16 protein-coding genes and 1 tRNA gene are annotated in these 15,888 nt (G+C 68.5%); 9 read left to right on the top strand and 8 right to left on the bottom strand.

Annotated features, from left to right (window positions below; all coding sequences use genetic code 11):
* Positions 1 to 41 precede the first annotated feature (41 nt).
* The 4 genes from CJ301_RS06315 to CJ301_RS06330 all read left to right on the top strand — a co-directional run bounded on the left by CJ301_RS06315 (position 42) and on the right by CJ301_RS06330 (position 2,489).
* Entirely contained in the window at positions 42 to 1,163 is a 1,122-nt protein-coding gene (locus CJ301_RS06315) for a PAS domain-containing protein (protein ID WP_301553812.1), read from the top strand.
* Positions 1,164 to 1,179: 16 nt separating this feature from the next.
* Positions 1,180 to 1,569: a response regulator gene (locus tag CJ301_RS06320; RefSeq protein ID WP_162620436.1), complete on the top strand. Its 390-nt coding sequence runs from the start codon at positions 1,180 to 1,182 to the stop codon at positions 1,567 to 1,569.
* Between the two features lie 372 nt (positions 1,570 to 1,941).
* The gene (locus tag CJ301_RS06325) at positions 1,942 to 2,205 is read left to right on the top strand and encodes a hypothetical protein (protein ID WP_099275432.1); all 264 of its coding nucleotides are present in this window, start codon (positions 1,942 to 1,944) and stop codon (positions 2,203 to 2,205) included.
* A gap of 29 nt (positions 2,206 to 2,234) precedes the next feature.
* Positions 2,235 to 2,489 carry a hypothetical protein gene (locus tag CJ301_RS06330; RefSeq protein ID WP_099275434.1) on the top strand — a complete coding sequence of 85 codons (255 nt, stop codon included), beginning with the start codon at positions 2,235 to 2,237 and terminating at the stop codon, positions 2,487 to 2,489.
* Between the two features lie 55 nt (positions 2,490 to 2,544).
* Here CJ301_RS06330 and CJ301_RS06335 read toward each other — a convergent pair whose 3' ends face one another.
* The 8 genes from CJ301_RS06335 to leuC all read right to left on the bottom strand — a co-directional run bounded on the left by CJ301_RS06335 (position 2,545) and on the right by leuC (position 10,444).
* Positions 2,545 to 3,567: an aspartate-semialdehyde dehydrogenase gene (locus CJ301_RS06335; RefSeq protein WP_099275436.1), complete on the bottom strand. Its 1,023-nt coding sequence runs from the start codon at positions 3,565 to 3,567 to the stop codon at positions 2,545 to 2,547.
* A gap of 98 nt (positions 3,568 to 3,665) precedes the next feature.
* Positions 3,666 to 3,742: transfer RNA gene (locus tag CJ301_RS06340), tRNA-Pro, on the bottom strand.
* Between the two features lie 54 nt (positions 3,743 to 3,796).
* Positions 3,797 to 4,762: a DMT family transporter gene (locus tag CJ301_RS06345; RefSeq protein ID WP_099275438.1), complete on the bottom strand. Its 966-nt coding sequence runs from the start codon at positions 4,760 to 4,762 to the stop codon at positions 3,797 to 3,799.
* A gap of 111 nt (positions 4,763 to 4,873) precedes the next feature.
* Positions 4,874 to 5,980 (bottom strand): 3-isopropylmalate dehydrogenase, encoded by a 1,107-nt coding sequence (leuB, locus tag CJ301_RS06350; protein WP_099275440.1) that lies wholly within the window; start codon positions 5,978 to 5,980, stop codon positions 4,874 to 4,876.
* A 115-nt stretch (positions 5,981 to 6,095) separates the two neighbouring features.
* A complete protein-coding gene (locus tag CJ301_RS06355) occupies positions 6,096 to 7,208 on the bottom strand; it encodes an endonuclease/exonuclease/phosphatase family protein (protein WP_173812329.1) in 1,113 nt (370 codons plus the stop codon).
* On the bottom strand, positions 7,205 to 7,969 hold the full coding sequence (locus CJ301_RS06360; protein ID WP_348773634.1) for a hypothetical protein: 765 nt from the start codon (positions 7,967 to 7,969) through the stop codon (positions 7,205 to 7,207). Before CJ301_RS06360 ends, CJ301_RS06355 begins: the two co-directional genes overlap by 4 nt.
* 466 nt (positions 7,970 to 8,435) lie before the next feature.
* Positions 8,436 to 9,041 carry a 3-isopropylmalate dehydratase small subunit gene (gene leuD / locus CJ301_RS06365; RefSeq protein WP_099275444.1) on the bottom strand — a complete coding sequence of 202 codons (606 nt, stop codon included), beginning with the start codon at positions 9,039 to 9,041 and terminating at the stop codon, positions 8,436 to 8,438.
* Positions 9,041 to 10,444 carry a 3-isopropylmalate dehydratase large subunit gene (leuC, locus tag CJ301_RS06370; protein ID WP_099275446.1) on the bottom strand — a complete coding sequence of 468 codons (1,404 nt, stop codon included), beginning with the start codon at positions 10,442 to 10,444 and terminating at the stop codon, positions 9,041 to 9,043. The genes leuD and leuC overlap by 1 nt, the downstream gene beginning before the upstream one ends.
* Positions 10,445 to 10,733: 289 nt before the next feature.
* On the opposite strand from leuC, the gene CJ301_RS06380 reads away from it, so the two are divergent.
* From CJ301_RS06380 to CJ301_RS06400, 5 genes are all read left to right on the top strand, one after another.
* Positions 10,734 to 12,161 carry a mechanosensitive ion channel family protein gene (locus tag CJ301_RS06380; protein WP_099275450.1) on the top strand — a complete coding sequence of 476 codons (1,428 nt, stop codon included), beginning with the start codon at positions 10,734 to 10,736 and terminating at the stop codon, positions 12,159 to 12,161.
* 132 nt (positions 12,162 to 12,293) lie between these two features.
* Positions 12,294 to 12,659, top strand: coding sequence for a ribosome silencing factor (gene rsfS, locus CJ301_RS06385; RefSeq protein ID WP_099275452.1), 366 nt, complete (start codon positions 12,294 to 12,296; stop codon positions 12,657 to 12,659).
* Positions 12,659 to 13,129 (top strand): 23S rRNA (pseudouridine(1915)-N(3))-methyltransferase RlmH, encoded by a 471-nt coding sequence (gene rlmH / locus CJ301_RS06390; RefSeq protein ID WP_099275454.1) that lies wholly within the window; start codon positions 12,659 to 12,661, stop codon positions 13,127 to 13,129. The genes rsfS and rlmH overlap by 1 nt, the downstream gene beginning before the upstream one ends.
* Positions 13,130 to 13,241: 112 nt before the next feature.
* On the top strand, positions 13,242 to 14,756 hold the full coding sequence (gene gpmI, locus CJ301_RS06395; protein WP_099275456.1) for a 2,3-bisphosphoglycerate-independent phosphoglycerate mutase: 1,515 nt from the start codon (positions 13,242 to 13,244) through the stop codon (positions 14,754 to 14,756).
* Positions 14,753 to 15,871 (top strand): murein hydrolase activator EnvC family protein, encoded by a 1,119-nt coding sequence (locus CJ301_RS06400; protein WP_099275458.1) that lies wholly within the window; start codon positions 14,753 to 14,755, stop codon positions 15,869 to 15,871. Before gpmI ends, CJ301_RS06400 begins: the two co-directional genes overlap by 4 nt.
* The last annotated feature ends 17 nt before the right edge of the window (positions 15,872 to 15,888 follow it).

A 15,888-nucleotide genomic window follows, 5' to 3' on the forward strand; every position in this document is an offset into this window, starting at 1 on the left:
CGTCGGTGTTCTATCTTGCGGGCTTGACCGCCGCGCCCGCCATGCGGGTGCGGCGCACAAGCAGCGAGGATGCGCATCACATGAGCGATCAGGCCCATCGCAGCGCGAAGGCGAACGAGACGCACCGCCAGCAATTCGAAAGCGCCCGCCAGGATGCGGAGCGCATGGATCTGGGTGCCGAATCCGGCGTGCTGTTCGAACAGGCCATGGTGCAGACCCGCATGGCCGTCGCGCTGGCCGATCCCAACCGCGAGGATGCGCCGCTGGTCTTCGTCAACCGCGCCTTCCGCGAGCTCACCGGATATCCCGAGGAAGAGATCATCGGCCGCAATTGCCGCTTCCTGCAGGGGGAGGGCACCGATCCCGGCCAGGTGCGCAAGCTGCGCGAGGCGATCGAGAACGAGGATGTCGTGATCGTCGAGCTGCTGAATTACCGCAAGGACGGCACGCCGTTCTGGAACGCGCTGCATCTGGGGCCGATCTACAATGCCGACGGCTCGCTGCGCTACATCTTCGGCTCGCAATGGGACGTGACGGATGTCCATGCCGCGCGCGCCGACGAAAAGCACGCGCGGATGATGGAGCGCGAGATCAGCCACCGCATGAAGAACATGTTCGCGGTGATCTCCTCGATCGTGACCATGACCGGCAAGCTCGATGCCGCCGAGGGGCTGGCCGAGAAGATCAATGCCCGCATCCGCTCGCTCGGGCGCGCGCATGAGGCGATGCTGGAGGTCTCCTTCACCGACGGGCCGACCGACCCGACCAAGCTGTTTCGCGACCTGCTGCAGCCCTATGCGCCCGGCGGCGCGGGCAGCGTCACCCTCGATGGCGGCAAGGTGCCGCTCGACAGCAATGTCGTCTCGCTGCTGGCGCTGTCGCTGCACGAGCTGGCGATCAACGCGGTCAAGCACGGCGCCTATTCGGTACCCGAAGGGCATGTCCGGCTCGATTGGAGCGTGATCGACGGGCCGGAGGGCGAGCCGCAGCTCAGGCTCGGCTGGACCGAGACCGGCGGGCCCGCGCCGCGCGACGGCGCCCGGCGCGAGGGCGTCGGCATGACCATCATCTCGCGCATGCTCGCGCTCGGCGATGGCGAGATCGCCTATGACTGGCGCCCCGAAGGGCTGCATGTCGACATTCACTTTCCGACCAGCCTGTGAGGCACTGATGAATCAAATGGACCCTCAGCTTTGCGCCGGCCTCGGCACATTGGCCGGCAAGACCATCCTCGTCGTCGAGGATGAGGTGCTGATCGCCATGGACATCAACGAATGCCTCGAGGAGGCGGGCGCGAAAGTGCTCTATGGCCGCAACCTGCGGCAGGGGATGAAGCAGCTCGACCACGAGATCGACGTGGCGCTGCTCGATGTCTCGCTGGGCCACAGCGAAACCTGCCTGCCGATCGCCGAGGCGCTGCGCGACCGCGGCGTGCCCTTCGTGCTGCATTCGGGCGATCTGCAGCGCCTTGGCGAGACGATCTCCAGCATCGGTGCGCCGGTCTTGGAAAAGCCCTGCGACGTGGCCGTGATCCGCGGGGCGCTCCTCAAGGCGCTCGCCTCGCGCTAGGTCGAATCGGCGGCGCGGCTCGGGCGCACTTCAAGGTTGCGGCCCCGGAGGAGCTGAAAGCCCCTCCGGCTGAAGGGTGCTGCGCCGGGCGGCGCCGATCATGGTGATGGCCGGAAATTGCAATTCGCACGACCGTCAACGGCTTGGGGCTGCATCCCGCCGCGAGAAATGGTTCCAAAAGGCCAATTCTGACTCGAAAAACCGCGTATTGTTGCCGAATTGTGCAAAATCGCGTAATCTATGGGGACCGGACCATGGAGGCAGCCCCATACGACAGGCGCCATGGCCGGACCATCCTTTGTTGAACCGTCCCTTCACCGGAGCCGCATCGGCACCGGGGAAAGCGCTCTTTACCAGTTGATTGGATACATCATGAAAAGCCTGTCTCTGGCGAGCGGTGTGTTTTGTGCCGCCCTGGCCCTCCCCTCATTCGTCACGGCGCAGGAGACGCCGGGCTATTTCGACGGCGTGATCTCCACGTTGACGCAGAACGGCTACCGCGAGGCCCGGCTGGTCGACGCCGGAACGCGCCGCATCGTGGCCTTCGACGCCTATGGCAGCGAGGTCTCGCTGACCATCCATCCCCGCAACGGCAGCATCGAAAGCTGGGATTACGTCAACCTGCGCGATCGGTGATCGCCCCGGCACGAGGAAAGGAAAACGCCATGACACATATCGTTCGCATGAGTGTGACGCTCGGCCTTCTGGCGGCCGCGACGCTCGCGCAGGCGCAACCCATGCCACGGCAGATGCAGGATTTCGCGGCCCTCGGCTGGACGATCCAGGGCCATGTGGGCCAGGCCGAGGGGCAGGAGAGGATGCTGGTGCGCGATGCCCAGGGGCAGGACCGGATCGCGGTGCTGCACTCCTATTCGGGCCTGATCACCTATGAGATGGCGCCGCATCCGGCGGAACGCTGAGCCATCCCGCCTTGGAAGAGAAGGGGCGGCCCCGGTGGCCGCCCCCGATCCCGTCTCAGCCCTTCTTCAGGGCCTTCTGGCCGAGCGCCTCGGCGATCTGCACCGCGTTGAGCGCGGCACCCTTGCGCAGGTTGTCGGAGACGCACCACAGGTTCAGCCCGTTCTCGATCGTGCTGTCCTGCCGGATGCGGGAGATGAAGGTGGCGAAATCGCCCACGCATTCGACCGGCGTGACGTAGCCGCCGTCTTCGCGCTTGTCGACGACCATGATGCCCGGCGCCTCGCGCAGGATGTCGCGCGCCTCGTCCTCGTCGAGAAACTCCTCGAACTCGATGTTGAGCGCCTCGGAATGGCCGACGAAGACCGGCACGCGCACGCAGGTCGCGGTGAGCTTGATCGAGGGGTCGAGGATCTTCTTGGTCTCGACGACCATCTTCCACTCTTCCTTGGTGCCGCCATCTTCCATGAAGACGTCGATATGCGGGATCACGTTGAAGGCGATCTGGCGCGGATAGACGGAAGGTTCCACCTCCTGACCGGGGACATACATGCCCTTGGTCTGGTTCCACAGCTCGTCGATCGCCTCCTTGCCGGTGCCGGAGACCGACTGGTAGGTCGAGACGACGACCCGCTTGATCTTCGCGCGGTCATGCAGCGGCTTCAGCGCCACCACCATCTGCGCGGTCGAGCAGTTGGGGTTGGCGATGATGTTCTTCTTGGAATAGCCCAGCACCGCGTCGGCGTTGACCTCGGGCACCACCAGCGGCACGTCGGGATCCATCCGGTAGAGCGAGGAGTTGTCGATCACCACGCAGCCCTGCGAGGCGGCCTTGGGCGCGTATTCCTTGGTCGCCTCCGAGCCGATGGCGAAAAGCGCCATGTCCCAGCCGGTGAAGTCGAATGTGGCGAGGTCCTGGGTTTTCAAAGTTCGGTCGCCGAAGCTCACCTCGGTGCCGAGCGAGCGGCGGCTGGCGAGAACGGCGATTTCCTCGATCGGAAACGCGCGCTCGTCGAGGATGTTGAGCATTTCGCGACCCACGTTGCCCGTGGCGCCGACGACGACGACCTTGTAGCCCATGTTCTGGAGCCTCCTGAAAGTTCGTGCGGTCCCTACACGTTTCGCCACGGAAGGGAAAGCGCCCGGGGGCGGTTCATGTGGCGTGATGTGGGAAAAACTGGTCGGAGTGAGAGGATTCGAACCTCCGACCCCCTGCTCCCGAAGCAGGTGCGCTACCAGGCTGCGCTACACTCCGACCGTGGCGCCGACCTAACGCCTCGCGCCGGGCTTTGCAAGAGGGTGCGCGCGCTCAATCCGCGCGGAAGCGTCCGGGCCGCAGAAACCGCTTGAGCACGCTGGCGCGAGGCGCGGAGCCGCTTTCCCAGCGCAGCCGGGTCTGCAGCACCGGCCGATGCGCCGAGCGGCCGCCGCGCCCCTCGCGCACCACGATGTAGAGCCCCGAGGCGATGATGATGCCCGCGCCGAGCATGGTCGGCCCGTCGGGCAGCTCGTCGAAGAACAGCGCGCCGTAGAGCGTGGCCCAGATGATCTGGCTGTATTGCATCGGCGCGACCACGACCGCCTCGCCGGTGGAATAGGCCGCGACCATGATCCGCCCGCCGATCCAGCCCAGAGCCGAGATCACCGCGATCAGCCCGAAATCCGAGATCGGCATCGGCTTGTAGACGAAGGCCAGCGCCATCCCCATCAGCACGAAATTGGCGATCATCGGGTAGAGCAGCAGCACCACGGGCCGCTCCTCATGGCCGATCTTGCGCACCACGATCGAGGCGGTCGAGCCGCCCACCGCCACGCCCAGCGCCGCGAGATGGCCCAGCGACAGCTCGGTCTGGCCGGGGCGCAGCACCACCAGAACGCCCGCGAGCCCCACCAGCACCGCCGCCCAGCGGTGGATGCCGACGGTCTCGCCCAGCACCGGGATCGCCAGCACGGTGATCAGCAGCGGCGTGGCGAAGATCAGCGCGTAGACCTGCGCCAATGGCAGGGCCGAGAAGGCATAGAAGGCGGAGGTGGCGGTGAGGAAGCCCGCGGCGGTGCGCAGCGCGACCCACCACGGGTGGCGCGGCCTCAGCGTGCCGGGTTCGGGATCGCCGATGATCATCACCAGCGCCAGCGGAAAGGCGAGCGTGACCGAGAAGAAGATCAGCTGGACCGGCGAGTAGCCGCTGCCCAGAAGCTTGATGACCGTGTCATGGGTGGCGAAGACGCCAAAGGAAACGAGCGCGAACAGCGCGCCTTTCGCGTTGTTGCCCATGCGTGTTCTCCCGGCCGGTTGATGCTCTCGACATCACCCTTGGCCGAGCCCGCGGCCCGATGCAAGGCGGCGGGGAAGGGGGCCGGGCGGATGCGCCGCCCGGCCACCGGCTCACAGCGAGGCGTCGAGCGCCGCGAGGATGGCGTCGCCCATCTCGGCGGTGGAGATCGGGCTGCCGCCCTCGGGGCCGAGCAGGTCGCCGGTGCGCAGCCCGTCGGCCAGCACCTTTTCGACCGCCTTTTCCAGCCGCTCGGCCTCGGCGCCCTGATCGAAGCTGTAGCGCAGCGCCATGGCAAAGGAGAGGATGCAGGCGATCGGGTTGGCCTTGCCCTGTCCCGCGATGTCGGGGGCGGAGCCATGCACCGGCTCGTAGAGCGCCTTGGGGCGGCCATTGGCCATCGGTGCGCCAAGCGAGGCGGAGGGCAGCATGCCGAGCGAGCCGGTGAGCATCGCGGCGGCGTCCGACAGCAGGTCGCCGAACAGGTTGTCGGTGACGATCACGTCGAACTGCTTGGGCCAGCGGCAGAGCTGCATCGCGCCCGCATCGGCATACATGTGGCTCAGCTCGACATCGGGGTATTCGGCCTGGTGGATCTCGGTCACCACGTCGCGCCACAGCACGCCCGATTCCATGACATTGGCCTTCTCCATCGAGCAGACCTTGTTGTTGCGGCGGCGGGCCAGCTCGAAGGCCGAGCGCGCGACGCGGGCGATCTCGCTTTCGGTGTAGCGCTGGGTGTTGATGCCGACGCGCTCGTTGCCCTCCTTGTGGACGCCGCGCGGCTCGCCGAAATAGACGCCCGAGGTCAGCTCGCGCACGATCACGATGTCGAGCCCGGCGACCACGTCGCGCTTGAGCGAGGAGAAATCGGCCAGCGCGTCGAAGCACTGGGCGGGGCGCAGGTTGGCGTAAAGGTCCATCTCCTTGCGCAGGCGCAGCAGGCCGCGCTCGGGCTTTTGGGAGAAGTCGAGCGTGTCGTATTTCGGCCCGCCCACGGCGCCCAGAAGCACGGCATCGGCGTTTTGCGCCTTTTCCATCGTGGCGTCGGTGAGCGGCGTGCCATGCGTGTCGAAGGCGATGCCGCCGACGAGGTCTTCCTCGACGTCGAAGGCGAGGTCGCGCTTCTCGCCATACCAGCCGATGATCTTCTTCACCTCGTTCATGACTTCGGGGCCGATGCCGTCGCCGGCGAGGATCAGAAGGGAAGGATTGGACACTTTGGCGCTCCGGGTTGAAACGAATGGAATGCCGATGCGGTAGCCTCTGGCCGCCGCAGGGTCAAGTTCGGGGCGGGCGCGAAAGGATCTGCCGCGCGGCTTTCGGGGGGCGGTTCTAGTCGAGCAGCAGGTCGACCCAGACCAGCCGGTGCGCCGAGGCGCGCGTGGCGGCCTCGGCCAGATCGCCCGCCTCGGGCCAGACCACGCCCGCGCCGAGGACGGCGAGCCCCTCGCGCGAGGGCAGGACGTAATCCACGCGCAGGTTGCCCGGGCCCTCGGGCGGCGCGCTCCAATCGGCGGTGTCGAGCGCCGGCTCGCCCGCATGCGCCGCGTCGGCGGCGGCGCGGGCGCCGGGGCTTTCGGGGCGCGCATCCTGCAGGCGCGGATCGGCGAGCAGGGCGCGCATCGTCTCGCGCCGTCCCGCGCCATCGGCGGGGTCGAGATTGGCCAGCCCGAGGATCGCGAAGGGAGGTTTCGGGGGCGGGCCGAGATCGCCGTCCATGAACCGCTGCCAGAGCCGGATCTCGTCGCGGTTGCGCAGCCCGTTGGCGTCCTCCGGCCCGTCGAAGACCGGCGGCGTCGCGGCGAAGGCCATGAGGGTGAGCGGCCCGTCGGGCGTGCGCGCCGTCACCACCCAGTGCCCGGTGCTCGACAGGCGGCGCGCGGCCTGCGCCTCGGCCGAAGGGAAGGGCGCGCCGCCGCGCGCGGGCTGCTCCGCGCCGGGCAGGTCGCGCCACAAGAGCGGGGTGAAGTCGCGCCTGAGGTCGAGCGGGTGGCGCGACATGAGCGCCATCGCGCCCTCGCCGGTGAAGCGGCCATAGCCCTGCGCATCGCGCGCGCGACCGGTCCGGCCATCGCCGTCGAGATCATGGCCCGAGGCGCGGCCCGCATTCGACGGCAGGGCGATGAGATGGGGGTAATCCGGCCCGCCCGCATCGCGCAGCAGCGCCGCGAATGCCGCGAGGGCCGCGCCCTGCGCGTCGTGATCGAAACCGGTCAGCAGCAGGATGTCGGGCGCGGCATGGGCGATGACGCGGGCGGCGTCCTGCACCTGCGCCTCATCGCGGCGGATGTCGCGCAGCAGCAGGCCGGGGCCGTCACGGCCCAGATCCGGGGCATAGGTGGCAAGGCGGAGCGGCTCGGCGCTGGCGGAAAGGGGGGCCGCGAGCAGGGCGGCAAGGGCAGAAAGGGCGGCAGGCAGGGCGCGGTGGCGCGCCGCCTGCCTCACGCCGGGATCAGCCCGGCCTCGCGCGCGGAGGCGCGTTCGCGCTGGGCGCCGATCATCTCGGCCACGCGCTGCAGCGCGACGCCGCGCATCAGAAGGCTCGCCGGCAGGAAGGCCCAACAGGTCATGGTCCAGATCAGCGTATGCGGGTTCGACAGGTCGAGCGGGCCGAGCAGCGGCGCGCCGAGCGACAGCAGCGCCGGGATCACGAAGGGCAGCAGGAAGCCCAGCACGAGGTTGAACTGCCCGTCGCGGCGCAGGCGCCAGATCACGTCCGGCCCGGCGGTCGGGTCGAAGGTGGGCAGGTTGATCCAGACGTTGAAATGGCCCGAGCGCATCGGCCAGCCGCGATAGCGCAGCAGCCCGGCAAAGGTCACCAGCGAGCCGAGCGAAAGCAGGTAGCTCAGCGCCGCGCTGGCGCGGACCTGTTCGGTCAGCGCGGCGGGCGCGCCGTCGGGCAGGGTCAGCATGACGAGGCGCACGGGCGAATAGGGGATGTCGAGCAGCTGGCCCAACCCCGCGCCCAGCGTGGTGACCAGCGCCGCGATGGGCGCGGCTTCGGCCCCGTCGCGCAGCAGCACCGACAGCAGGAACACCGACAGCGCCGCGGCCAGAAAGCGGATGCGGTTGAAGGGCGGCGCGTCGCGGAATTCGACGAGGCTCGGCGAGAGCGAGGTGTATTCGACCACCGTGAAGAGCCCCGCGCCCAGCGCCACGAGAGCGACGATTTCCGGTGTGCCCGAACCGCCTGTCTGCAGCAGCATGGAGGGGGTTGCGATCATCAACACCACCAGCGCCGCCCGCAGGAGTCCTCCTGTCAGTCGCGTGACCATAGTTTGCCCATTTCTACGCCGAGCGGCCACGTTTCGATGTCGCGGCTCTGTACCGACGTGCCTCGGTCCTCGCGGACCCGATTGCCTCAATCCTGCCACTATTTGTGCCCTTTCCCGATGAAGGCAGCAACGACTGTTTTCCAACAAGCCGTTGAACTGCGGCGCTTTTGCGACGGGTCGGGCACGGCAATGAAGCGATAATGCGGCAAATCCCCCAAGATCGCAGGTTTGTCGATCCTTCATGTGGTGGTGAATGAGGGCCAATCCACCATATGGGGGGACCTTGGGCTGACCCTACGGCACGATCCGGCCATATGGGGCCGGATATGCAAGAGGCGGCCCCGAAAGGCCGCCTCATTCCTGTCCGAATCCGGCGATGAGCCGGTGCCCGGAAAGCTCAGACCCAGGGGCGCGCCTGGCCCGCCTGCGCCTCGAAACTGTCGATCGCGCCGGCCTTCTCCATGGTCAGGCCGATATCGTCGAGCCCCTCGAGCAGGCAGTGCTTGCGGAAGGGATCGACCTCGAAGGAGAAGCTTTCGCCCTCGGAGGTGGTCACCGTCTGGTTTTCCAGATCGATGTCGAGCCGGGCGTTGGAGCCCTTCTCGGCATCCTTCATCAGCACGTCGATCTGCTCTTGCGGCAGGGTGATCGGCAGGATGCCGTTCTTGAAGCAGTTGTTGAAGAAGATGTCCGCGAAGGAGGTCGAGATCACGCATTTGATCCCGAAATCCTTGATCGCCCAGGGCGCGTGCTCGCGCGAGGAGCCGCAGCCGAAATTGTCGCCCGCGACGATGATCTCGGCATTGCGGTAGGCCGGCTTGTTGAGCACGAAATCGGGGATCTCGTTGCCCGCGTCGTCATAGCGCATCTCGGCGAAGAGGTTCACCCCGAGCCCCGACCGCTTGATGGTCTTGAGGAACTGCTTGGGGATGATCATGTCCGTGTCGATGTTGACCAGCGGCATGGGGGCGGCGACGCCCGAGAAGCTTTCGAACTTGTCCATCACATGATCTCCCGCACGTCGGTCAAATGTCCGGTGATCGCGGCGGCCGCCGCCATCGCCGGGCTCATCAAATGGGTCCGCCCGCCGCGGCCCTGCCGGCCCTCGAAATTGCGGTTCGAGGTCGCGGCGCAGCGCTCGCCGGGGGCGAGCTGGTCGGGGTTCATGGCAAGGCACATCGAGCAGCCCGCGAGGCGCCACTCGAAGCCCGCCTCCTTGAAGATCTCGGCCAGGCCCTCTTCCTCGGCCTGTGCGCGCACGAGGCCCGAGCCGGGCACGACCATGGCGCGCATGCCGTCCTTGACCTTCTTGCCCTTGAGGATCGCGGCCGCGGCGCGCAGATCCTCGATCCGGCCATTGGTGCAGGAGCCGATGAAGACCGTGTCGATCTCGATCTCGCTGAGCTTCTGACCGGCCTTGAGCCCCATGTAATCGAGCGCGCGCCGGGCGGCGTCGGCCTTGCCGCCCTTGAAGCTTTCGGGCGCGGGCACGACATCGGTGATCGGCAGCACGTCCTCGGGCGAGGTGCCCCAGGTGACCAGCGGCGCGATCTCCTCGCCGGGGATGGTGATGACCTTGTCCCAATGGGCGTCGTCGTCGGAATGGAGCGTCTTCCACCATTCCATCGCCGCCTCCCACTGCGCGCCCTTGGGCGCGTGGGGCCGGCCCTTGACGTAGTCGAAGGTGGTCTGGTCGGGCGCGATCAGACCGGCGCGGGCGCCGCCCTCGATCGCCATGTTGCAGACCGTCATCCGGCCTTCCATCGACAGCGAGCGGATCGCCTCGCCGCAATATTCGATCACGTAACCGGTGCCGCCCGCCGTGCCGGTGCGGCCGATCACCGCCATGGTGATGTCCTTGGCGGTGACGCCCGGCGCGAGCCGGCCGGTGATCTCCACCTTCATGTTCTTGGACTTGGACTGGATCAGCGTCTGGGTGGCGAGCACGTGCTCGACCTCCGAGGTGCCGATGCCATGCGCCAGCGCGCCGAAGGCGCCATGCGTCGCGGTGTGGCTGTCGCCGCAGACCACGGTCATGCCCGGCAGGGTCCAGCCCTGCTCGGGGCCGACGATGTGGACGATGCCCTGGCGGATGTCGGAGACGGGATAGTAGTTGATGCCGAAATCGCGCGCGTTCCTGTCGAGCGCCTCGACCTGGATGCGGCTGTCCTCGTTCTCGATGACCTTGTCGCGGCCTTCGGTGGTCGGCACGTTGTGGTCCGGCACGGCGATGGTCTTTTCGGGCGCGCGCACCTGGCGGCCGGCCATGCGCAGCCCTTCGAAGGCCTGCGGGCTGGTGACCTCGTGCACGAGGTGGCGGTCGATGTAGAGCAGGCTGGAGCCGTCCTCGGCCTCGTGGACGAGATGCGCGTCCCAGATCTTGTCGTAGAGTGTCTTGCCGGTCATGGGAGATGTCCTCTTGCGGCTGGATGATGGTGACAAGGCGCGATGGCGCGCCCGCAGGGGTCGATCGGGCGCGCGGTCGCGCCCCGCCGCGTCAAAGCCGCGCGAGGATCGTGCAGGTCGCGCCGAAGAACCGCCAGGGCAGCCGCGCGCGATCGTCCATGTCGAAGACCCGTGTCATGCGGCCGGGATACTCTTTCGGACCCTGCGGCACAAGAGCCTCGCGCGGCTGGACCGGGGCGGGGCGGCGCTACATGCTGCGAAGGCAGGCGGAGGCAGGACGGAGCGCGGAATGGAGCCGGAAACGGGGGGCGAGGCGGCGGCGGAGACCGCCGAGGAGATCGCGGCGCAGGCGGCCGAGGCGCCGGAGGTGATCGCCGCCGCCGCCAGCGATTTCGGCGAGCGGCTCGTGAGCGATGCCGAGCGGGTGGCGCAGGGCGTGATGCAGCCCTGGAACGCCTGGCAGCTCCTGATCGTGCTGGCGGCCTTCGCCCTCGCGCATCTGGGCCGGGCCTGGCTCGCGCCGAAGCTGCATCGCTGGATGCGCGGGCGGGCGAACTGGCCGCGCTGGCGGATGCGCTACGCGGTGACGCTGCACCGGCGGCTGCGCGCGGTGCTCTTCGTGGCGCTGTTGTGGCTCATGGTCGCGGTGCTGCGGCAGCTCGACCCTTCGGGCGGGGCGGCGGTGCTGCGCATCGCGGCCAACCTCGCCACCGGCTGGCTCATCGTGGCGCTGGTGGCGCGGCTGATCTCCAACCCGCTGCTGCGCGGCATCGTGCGCTATGGCGCCTGGACCTGGATCACCCTGCGCATCCTCGACCTGACGGAAGAGACGGCGCGGCTGCTCGACAGCCTTGCCATCCAGACCGGCGATCTGCGCCTTTCGGTGCTTCTGGCGCTCAAGGCGGCGCTGGTGCTGGGGGTGGCCTTCTTCGTGGCGCGGCTCCTGGCGCGCAGCTCGGCCCACCGGATCGAGAGCAACCGCGAGATCAGCCCCTCGATGCAGGTGCTGGCGGTCAAGCTCAGCCAGCTGCTCTTTTACGGCATCGCCGTCTTCGTCGGGCTGCGCGCGGTGGGGGTGGACCTGACCGGGCTTGCGGTGCTGTCGGGCGCGATCGGGGTGGGCTTGGGCTTCGGCCTGCAAAAGGTGGTGTCGAACCTCGTTTCGGGGCTGATCATCCTGATGGACAAGTCGATCAAGCCCGGCGACGTGATCTCGGTGGGCCAGACCTTCGGCTGGATCTCGACGCTGGGGGCGCGCTACGCCAGCGTCGTCACCCGCGACGGCAAGGAATACCTCATTCCGAACGAGGACCTGATCACCACGCAGGTCGTCAACTGGACCCATTCCAACAACTCGGTGCGCATCGACATAGATTTCGGCACCTCCTATGGCGACGATCCGCATCTCGTCCGGCGGGTGGCGGTGCAGGCGGCGGCGGGTTGCGGCCGGGTGCTGGCGCAGCCCGTCCCGGTCTGCCATATCACCGCCTTCGGCGATTCGAGCGTGGACTACACCCTGCGCTTCTGGATCGACGACGCGAAGGCGGGGCTGGTCAATATCCGCGGCGACGTGTTCCTCGCCCTGTGGGACGCGTTCAAGGCCGAGGGCATCTCGATTCCCTTCCCGCAGCGCGAGGTGCGGATGCTCGACGGCTCGGCCCTGCGCGTCGCGCAAACCCCCGCCGAAGTGACGGCGCGAGAGGGGCGGGATCGTTGAAAAAGAGCCCTCCTCTTGCTACATTGGAACCATGCCCGGCGCCGGGGCAAAGTCGGCGGCGTGAAACCGGAGGATGATGACCTGTCCCTTTCCACCCAAGCGGCACAAGCCGCTCCCCAGGGCGCGGGCCTGATGGCCGGGGCGCCCTCCGCGACGAGCGAAAAGCTGCTGGCAGCGATCCTCGTCTCCCTCGATGACGACAAGGCCGAAGAGGTCGTGCAGATCGATCTGCGCGGGCGCTCCGAGATGGGCGATTACATGGTGATCGCCTCGGGCCGCTCCTCGCGCCAGGTCGCCGCCATCGCCGAACACCTGACCGACAAGCTCAAGCAGGAGTACGGCGTGCTCTCGAAGACCGAGGGCAAGGAGACCGGCGACTGGGTGCTGATCGACACCGGCGACGTGATCGTGCACGTGTTCCGTCCCGAGGTGCGCGAGTTCTACCAGCTGGAGAAGATGTGGGCGCCCCAGGGGGCGGCCGCCGACGCCTTCCGCTGATGCGCGTCAGGATCTGCGCGGTGGGCCGGATGAAATCCGGCCCCGAACGCGCGCTGGTCGACGACTACACCACCCGGTTCGACCGGACCGGGCGGGCGCTGGGCCTCGGACCTCTCACCATCAGCGAAGTCGACGACCGCAAGGGCGGCGGCATGGCCGCCGAGGCCGCCCTGCTGGAGCGCGCCATCCCGAACGGGGCCGTGATCTGCGCAATGGACGAGCGCGGCCGCGAGATGACCTCGCCCGATTTCGCGAAGATGCTGGCGGGCTGGCGCGATGCGGGCCGCTCCGATCTGGCCTTCGTGATCGGCGGCGCCGACGGGATCGACCCCGCCCTGCGCGCCCGCGCCGACGCCATGCTCTCTTTCGGCCCGATGGTCTGGCCGCACATGCTGGTGCGCGCCATGCTGACCGAACAGCTCTACCGCGCCGCCTCGATCCTTGCCGGATCGCCCTATCACCGGGTCTGAGACGGTCTTCGAGACGGCCCGCGAGACTGGTCACAAGACGGGCCTTCGGTGGACAAGCGCGCCGCTTTGGCTCAGGACTGGGCCCGAGTTTTGAGCGAAGGGGCTTTTTCCGATGGCGACACCCAAACCCGTGGTCCTGTGCATCCTCGACGGCTGGGGCCTGCGCGCCGAGCGGGAGGGCAACGCGCCCGCTCTGGCCCGGACCCCGGCCTTCGACCGGATCATGCAAGGCCCCAACGCGACGCTGACCACGCATGGACCGGATGTCGGCCTGCCCTCGGGCCAGATGGGCAATTCCGAGGTCGGCCACACCAATATCGGCGCGGGCCGCGTCGTCGCCATGGATCTCGGTCAGATCGACCTCGCGATCGAGGACGGCTCCTTCCACGACATGGAGGCGATCGAGAGCTTCGCGAAGACCTTGCAGGATTCGGGCGGCACGGCGCATCTCTTCGGCGTGGTCTCGGATGGCGGCGTGCATGGCCATCTCGATCATATCGTCGCGGCGGCGAAGGCGCTGCGCGACCGAAACGTGGCCGTGACCATCCACGCCATCACCGACGGGCGCGACGTCGCGCCCTCCTCGGCGGATGCCTATGTCGAGGATCTGCAGGAGAAGCTGCCCGAGGGCACCAGGATCGCCACCGTGATCGGGCGCTACTTCGCCATGGACCGCGACACCCGCTGGGACCGGGTGAAGACCGCCTATGACGCCATCGTCCGGGGCGAGGGGCCGACCGCCGCCGACCCGCTTTCGGCGGTGAAGGCCGCGTGGGAGGCGGGCAAGACCGACGAGTTCATCCCCGCCACGGTGATCGAGGGCTACGAGGGCATGCAGCCGCAGGACGGGCTGTTCTGCCTCAACTTCCGCGCCGACCGGGCGCGCGAGATCCTCGCCGCCATTGCGGACCCGGCCTTCGACGGCTTCGATCGCGGCGAAGCCCCGGCGCTGGCCGCGCGGCTCGGCATGGTGGAGTATTCCGACCGCCACGTGGACTGGTACGAGACGGTGTTTCCCAAGCGCGACATCGTCAACACGCTGGGCGCATGGGTGGCTGCGAAGGGCCTCACGCAGTTCCGCCTCGCCGAGACCGAGAAATACCCGCATGTCACCTTCTTCCTCAATGGCGGCAAGGAGGAGCCCGAGGCGGGCGAGGACCGCTTCATGCCGAAATCGCCCAATGTCGCGACCTATGACATGCAGCCCGAGATGTCGGCGGGCGAGGTGACGGACGCCTTCGTCGGCGCGATCGAGAAGGGCTATGACCTGATCGTCACCAACTTCGCCAACCCCGACATGGTCGGCCATACCGGCGATCTCGACGCCGCGATCGCGGCCTGCGAGGCGGTGGATCGGGGGCTGGCCAAGGTCTGCGAGGCGCTGGAAAAGGCGGGCGGCGCGATGATCGTGACCGCCGATCACGGCAATTGCGAGATGATGATCGACCCCGAGACGGGCGGCGCGCATACCTCGCACACGCTGAACCCGGTGCCGGTGGCGCTGTTCGGCGGGCCGGAGGGCGCGGCCTTGCGCGACGGGCGGCTCGCCGATCTCGCACCGACGCTGCTCGATCTCATGGGGCTCGACCTGCCGCCCGAGATGACCGGGCGCAGCCTCATCGGATGAGGGCGGCGCTTTTCCTCGCGCTGGCGCTCTTCGCCGCGCCCGCCGCGGCGCAGGACACGGCCCGGGCGGCGGAGGCGGCCGCCGACCGGCTTGCCGCGGCGTCCGAGCAGCTTGCCGCGGCGCAGGCCTCGCGCGACCGGGTCGCCGCCCTCACGGAGACGGTGCGCGCCTATGAGGCGGGGCTCGCCTCCCTGCGCGACGGCCTGCGCCGCGCCGCGATCCGCGAGCGCAGCATCGCGGTCGAGCTCGAGGCCCGGCGCGACCGGATCGCCGCACTCCTCGCCGCGCTGCAATCGATCTCGCAGACGCCCGCGCCCGTCTTGATGCTGCATCCCGGCGGCGCGCTGGGCACGGCGCGTGCCGGTCTCATCGCCTCGGAGGTGACGCCCGCATTGCAGGCCGAGGCGCAGGCGCTGCGCGCCGATCTGCAGGAGGCCGCCGATCTTGCCGCCTTGCAGCAAAGCGCCATCGGCACGCTGGAGGAAGGGCTGGCGGGCGCGCAGACCGCGCGCAGCGCCCTGTCGAAGGCGATCTCGGACCGGACCGACCTGCCCAGGCGCTTTACCGAAAACCCGGTGGCGACGGCGTTGCTGCTGGCCTCGACCGACACGCTCGATGCCTTTGCCTCGGGGCTGGCGCGGACCATCGACGCGGAGCTGTCGGGCAGCGCGCCGGACGCCACCGCGCGCAAGGGGGAGATCCCGCTGCCGGTGCAGGGGCAGGTGCTGCGCGGCTTTGGCGCGGCCGATGCGGCGGGCGTCGCCCGGCCCGGCCTCGTCATCGCCACCGCGCCGCGCGGGCTGGTTTCCACCCCCGTCGCCGCGACCTTGCGGTTTCGCGGCGAGCTGCTCGATTACGGCAATGTCGCGATCCTCGAGCCCGCCGCCGGGGTGCTGGTGATTCTCGCCGGTCTGGCCGAGGTCTTCGGCGAGACGGGAGAGATCCTTCCCGAAGGCGCGGCGGTGGGGCTGATGGGCGGAGACCCGCCCGCTTCGCACGAAATCTTGACCGAAACGGCGCAGGGCGGTGGCGCACCGCAGACGGAAACGCTTTATCTGGAAGTGCGGGAGGGGGATGTCCCCGTCGACCCCGCCACATGGTTCGCCACCGGTTGAAGGTCGGTCGCGGAGCC

The sequence above is a fragment of the Limimaricola cinnabarinus genome (assembly GCF_002723615.1).
In the GTDB taxonomy this organism is placed as follows: Bacteria; Pseudomonadota; Alphaproteobacteria; order Rhodobacterales; family Rhodobacteraceae; genus Limimaricola; species Limimaricola cinnabarinus_B.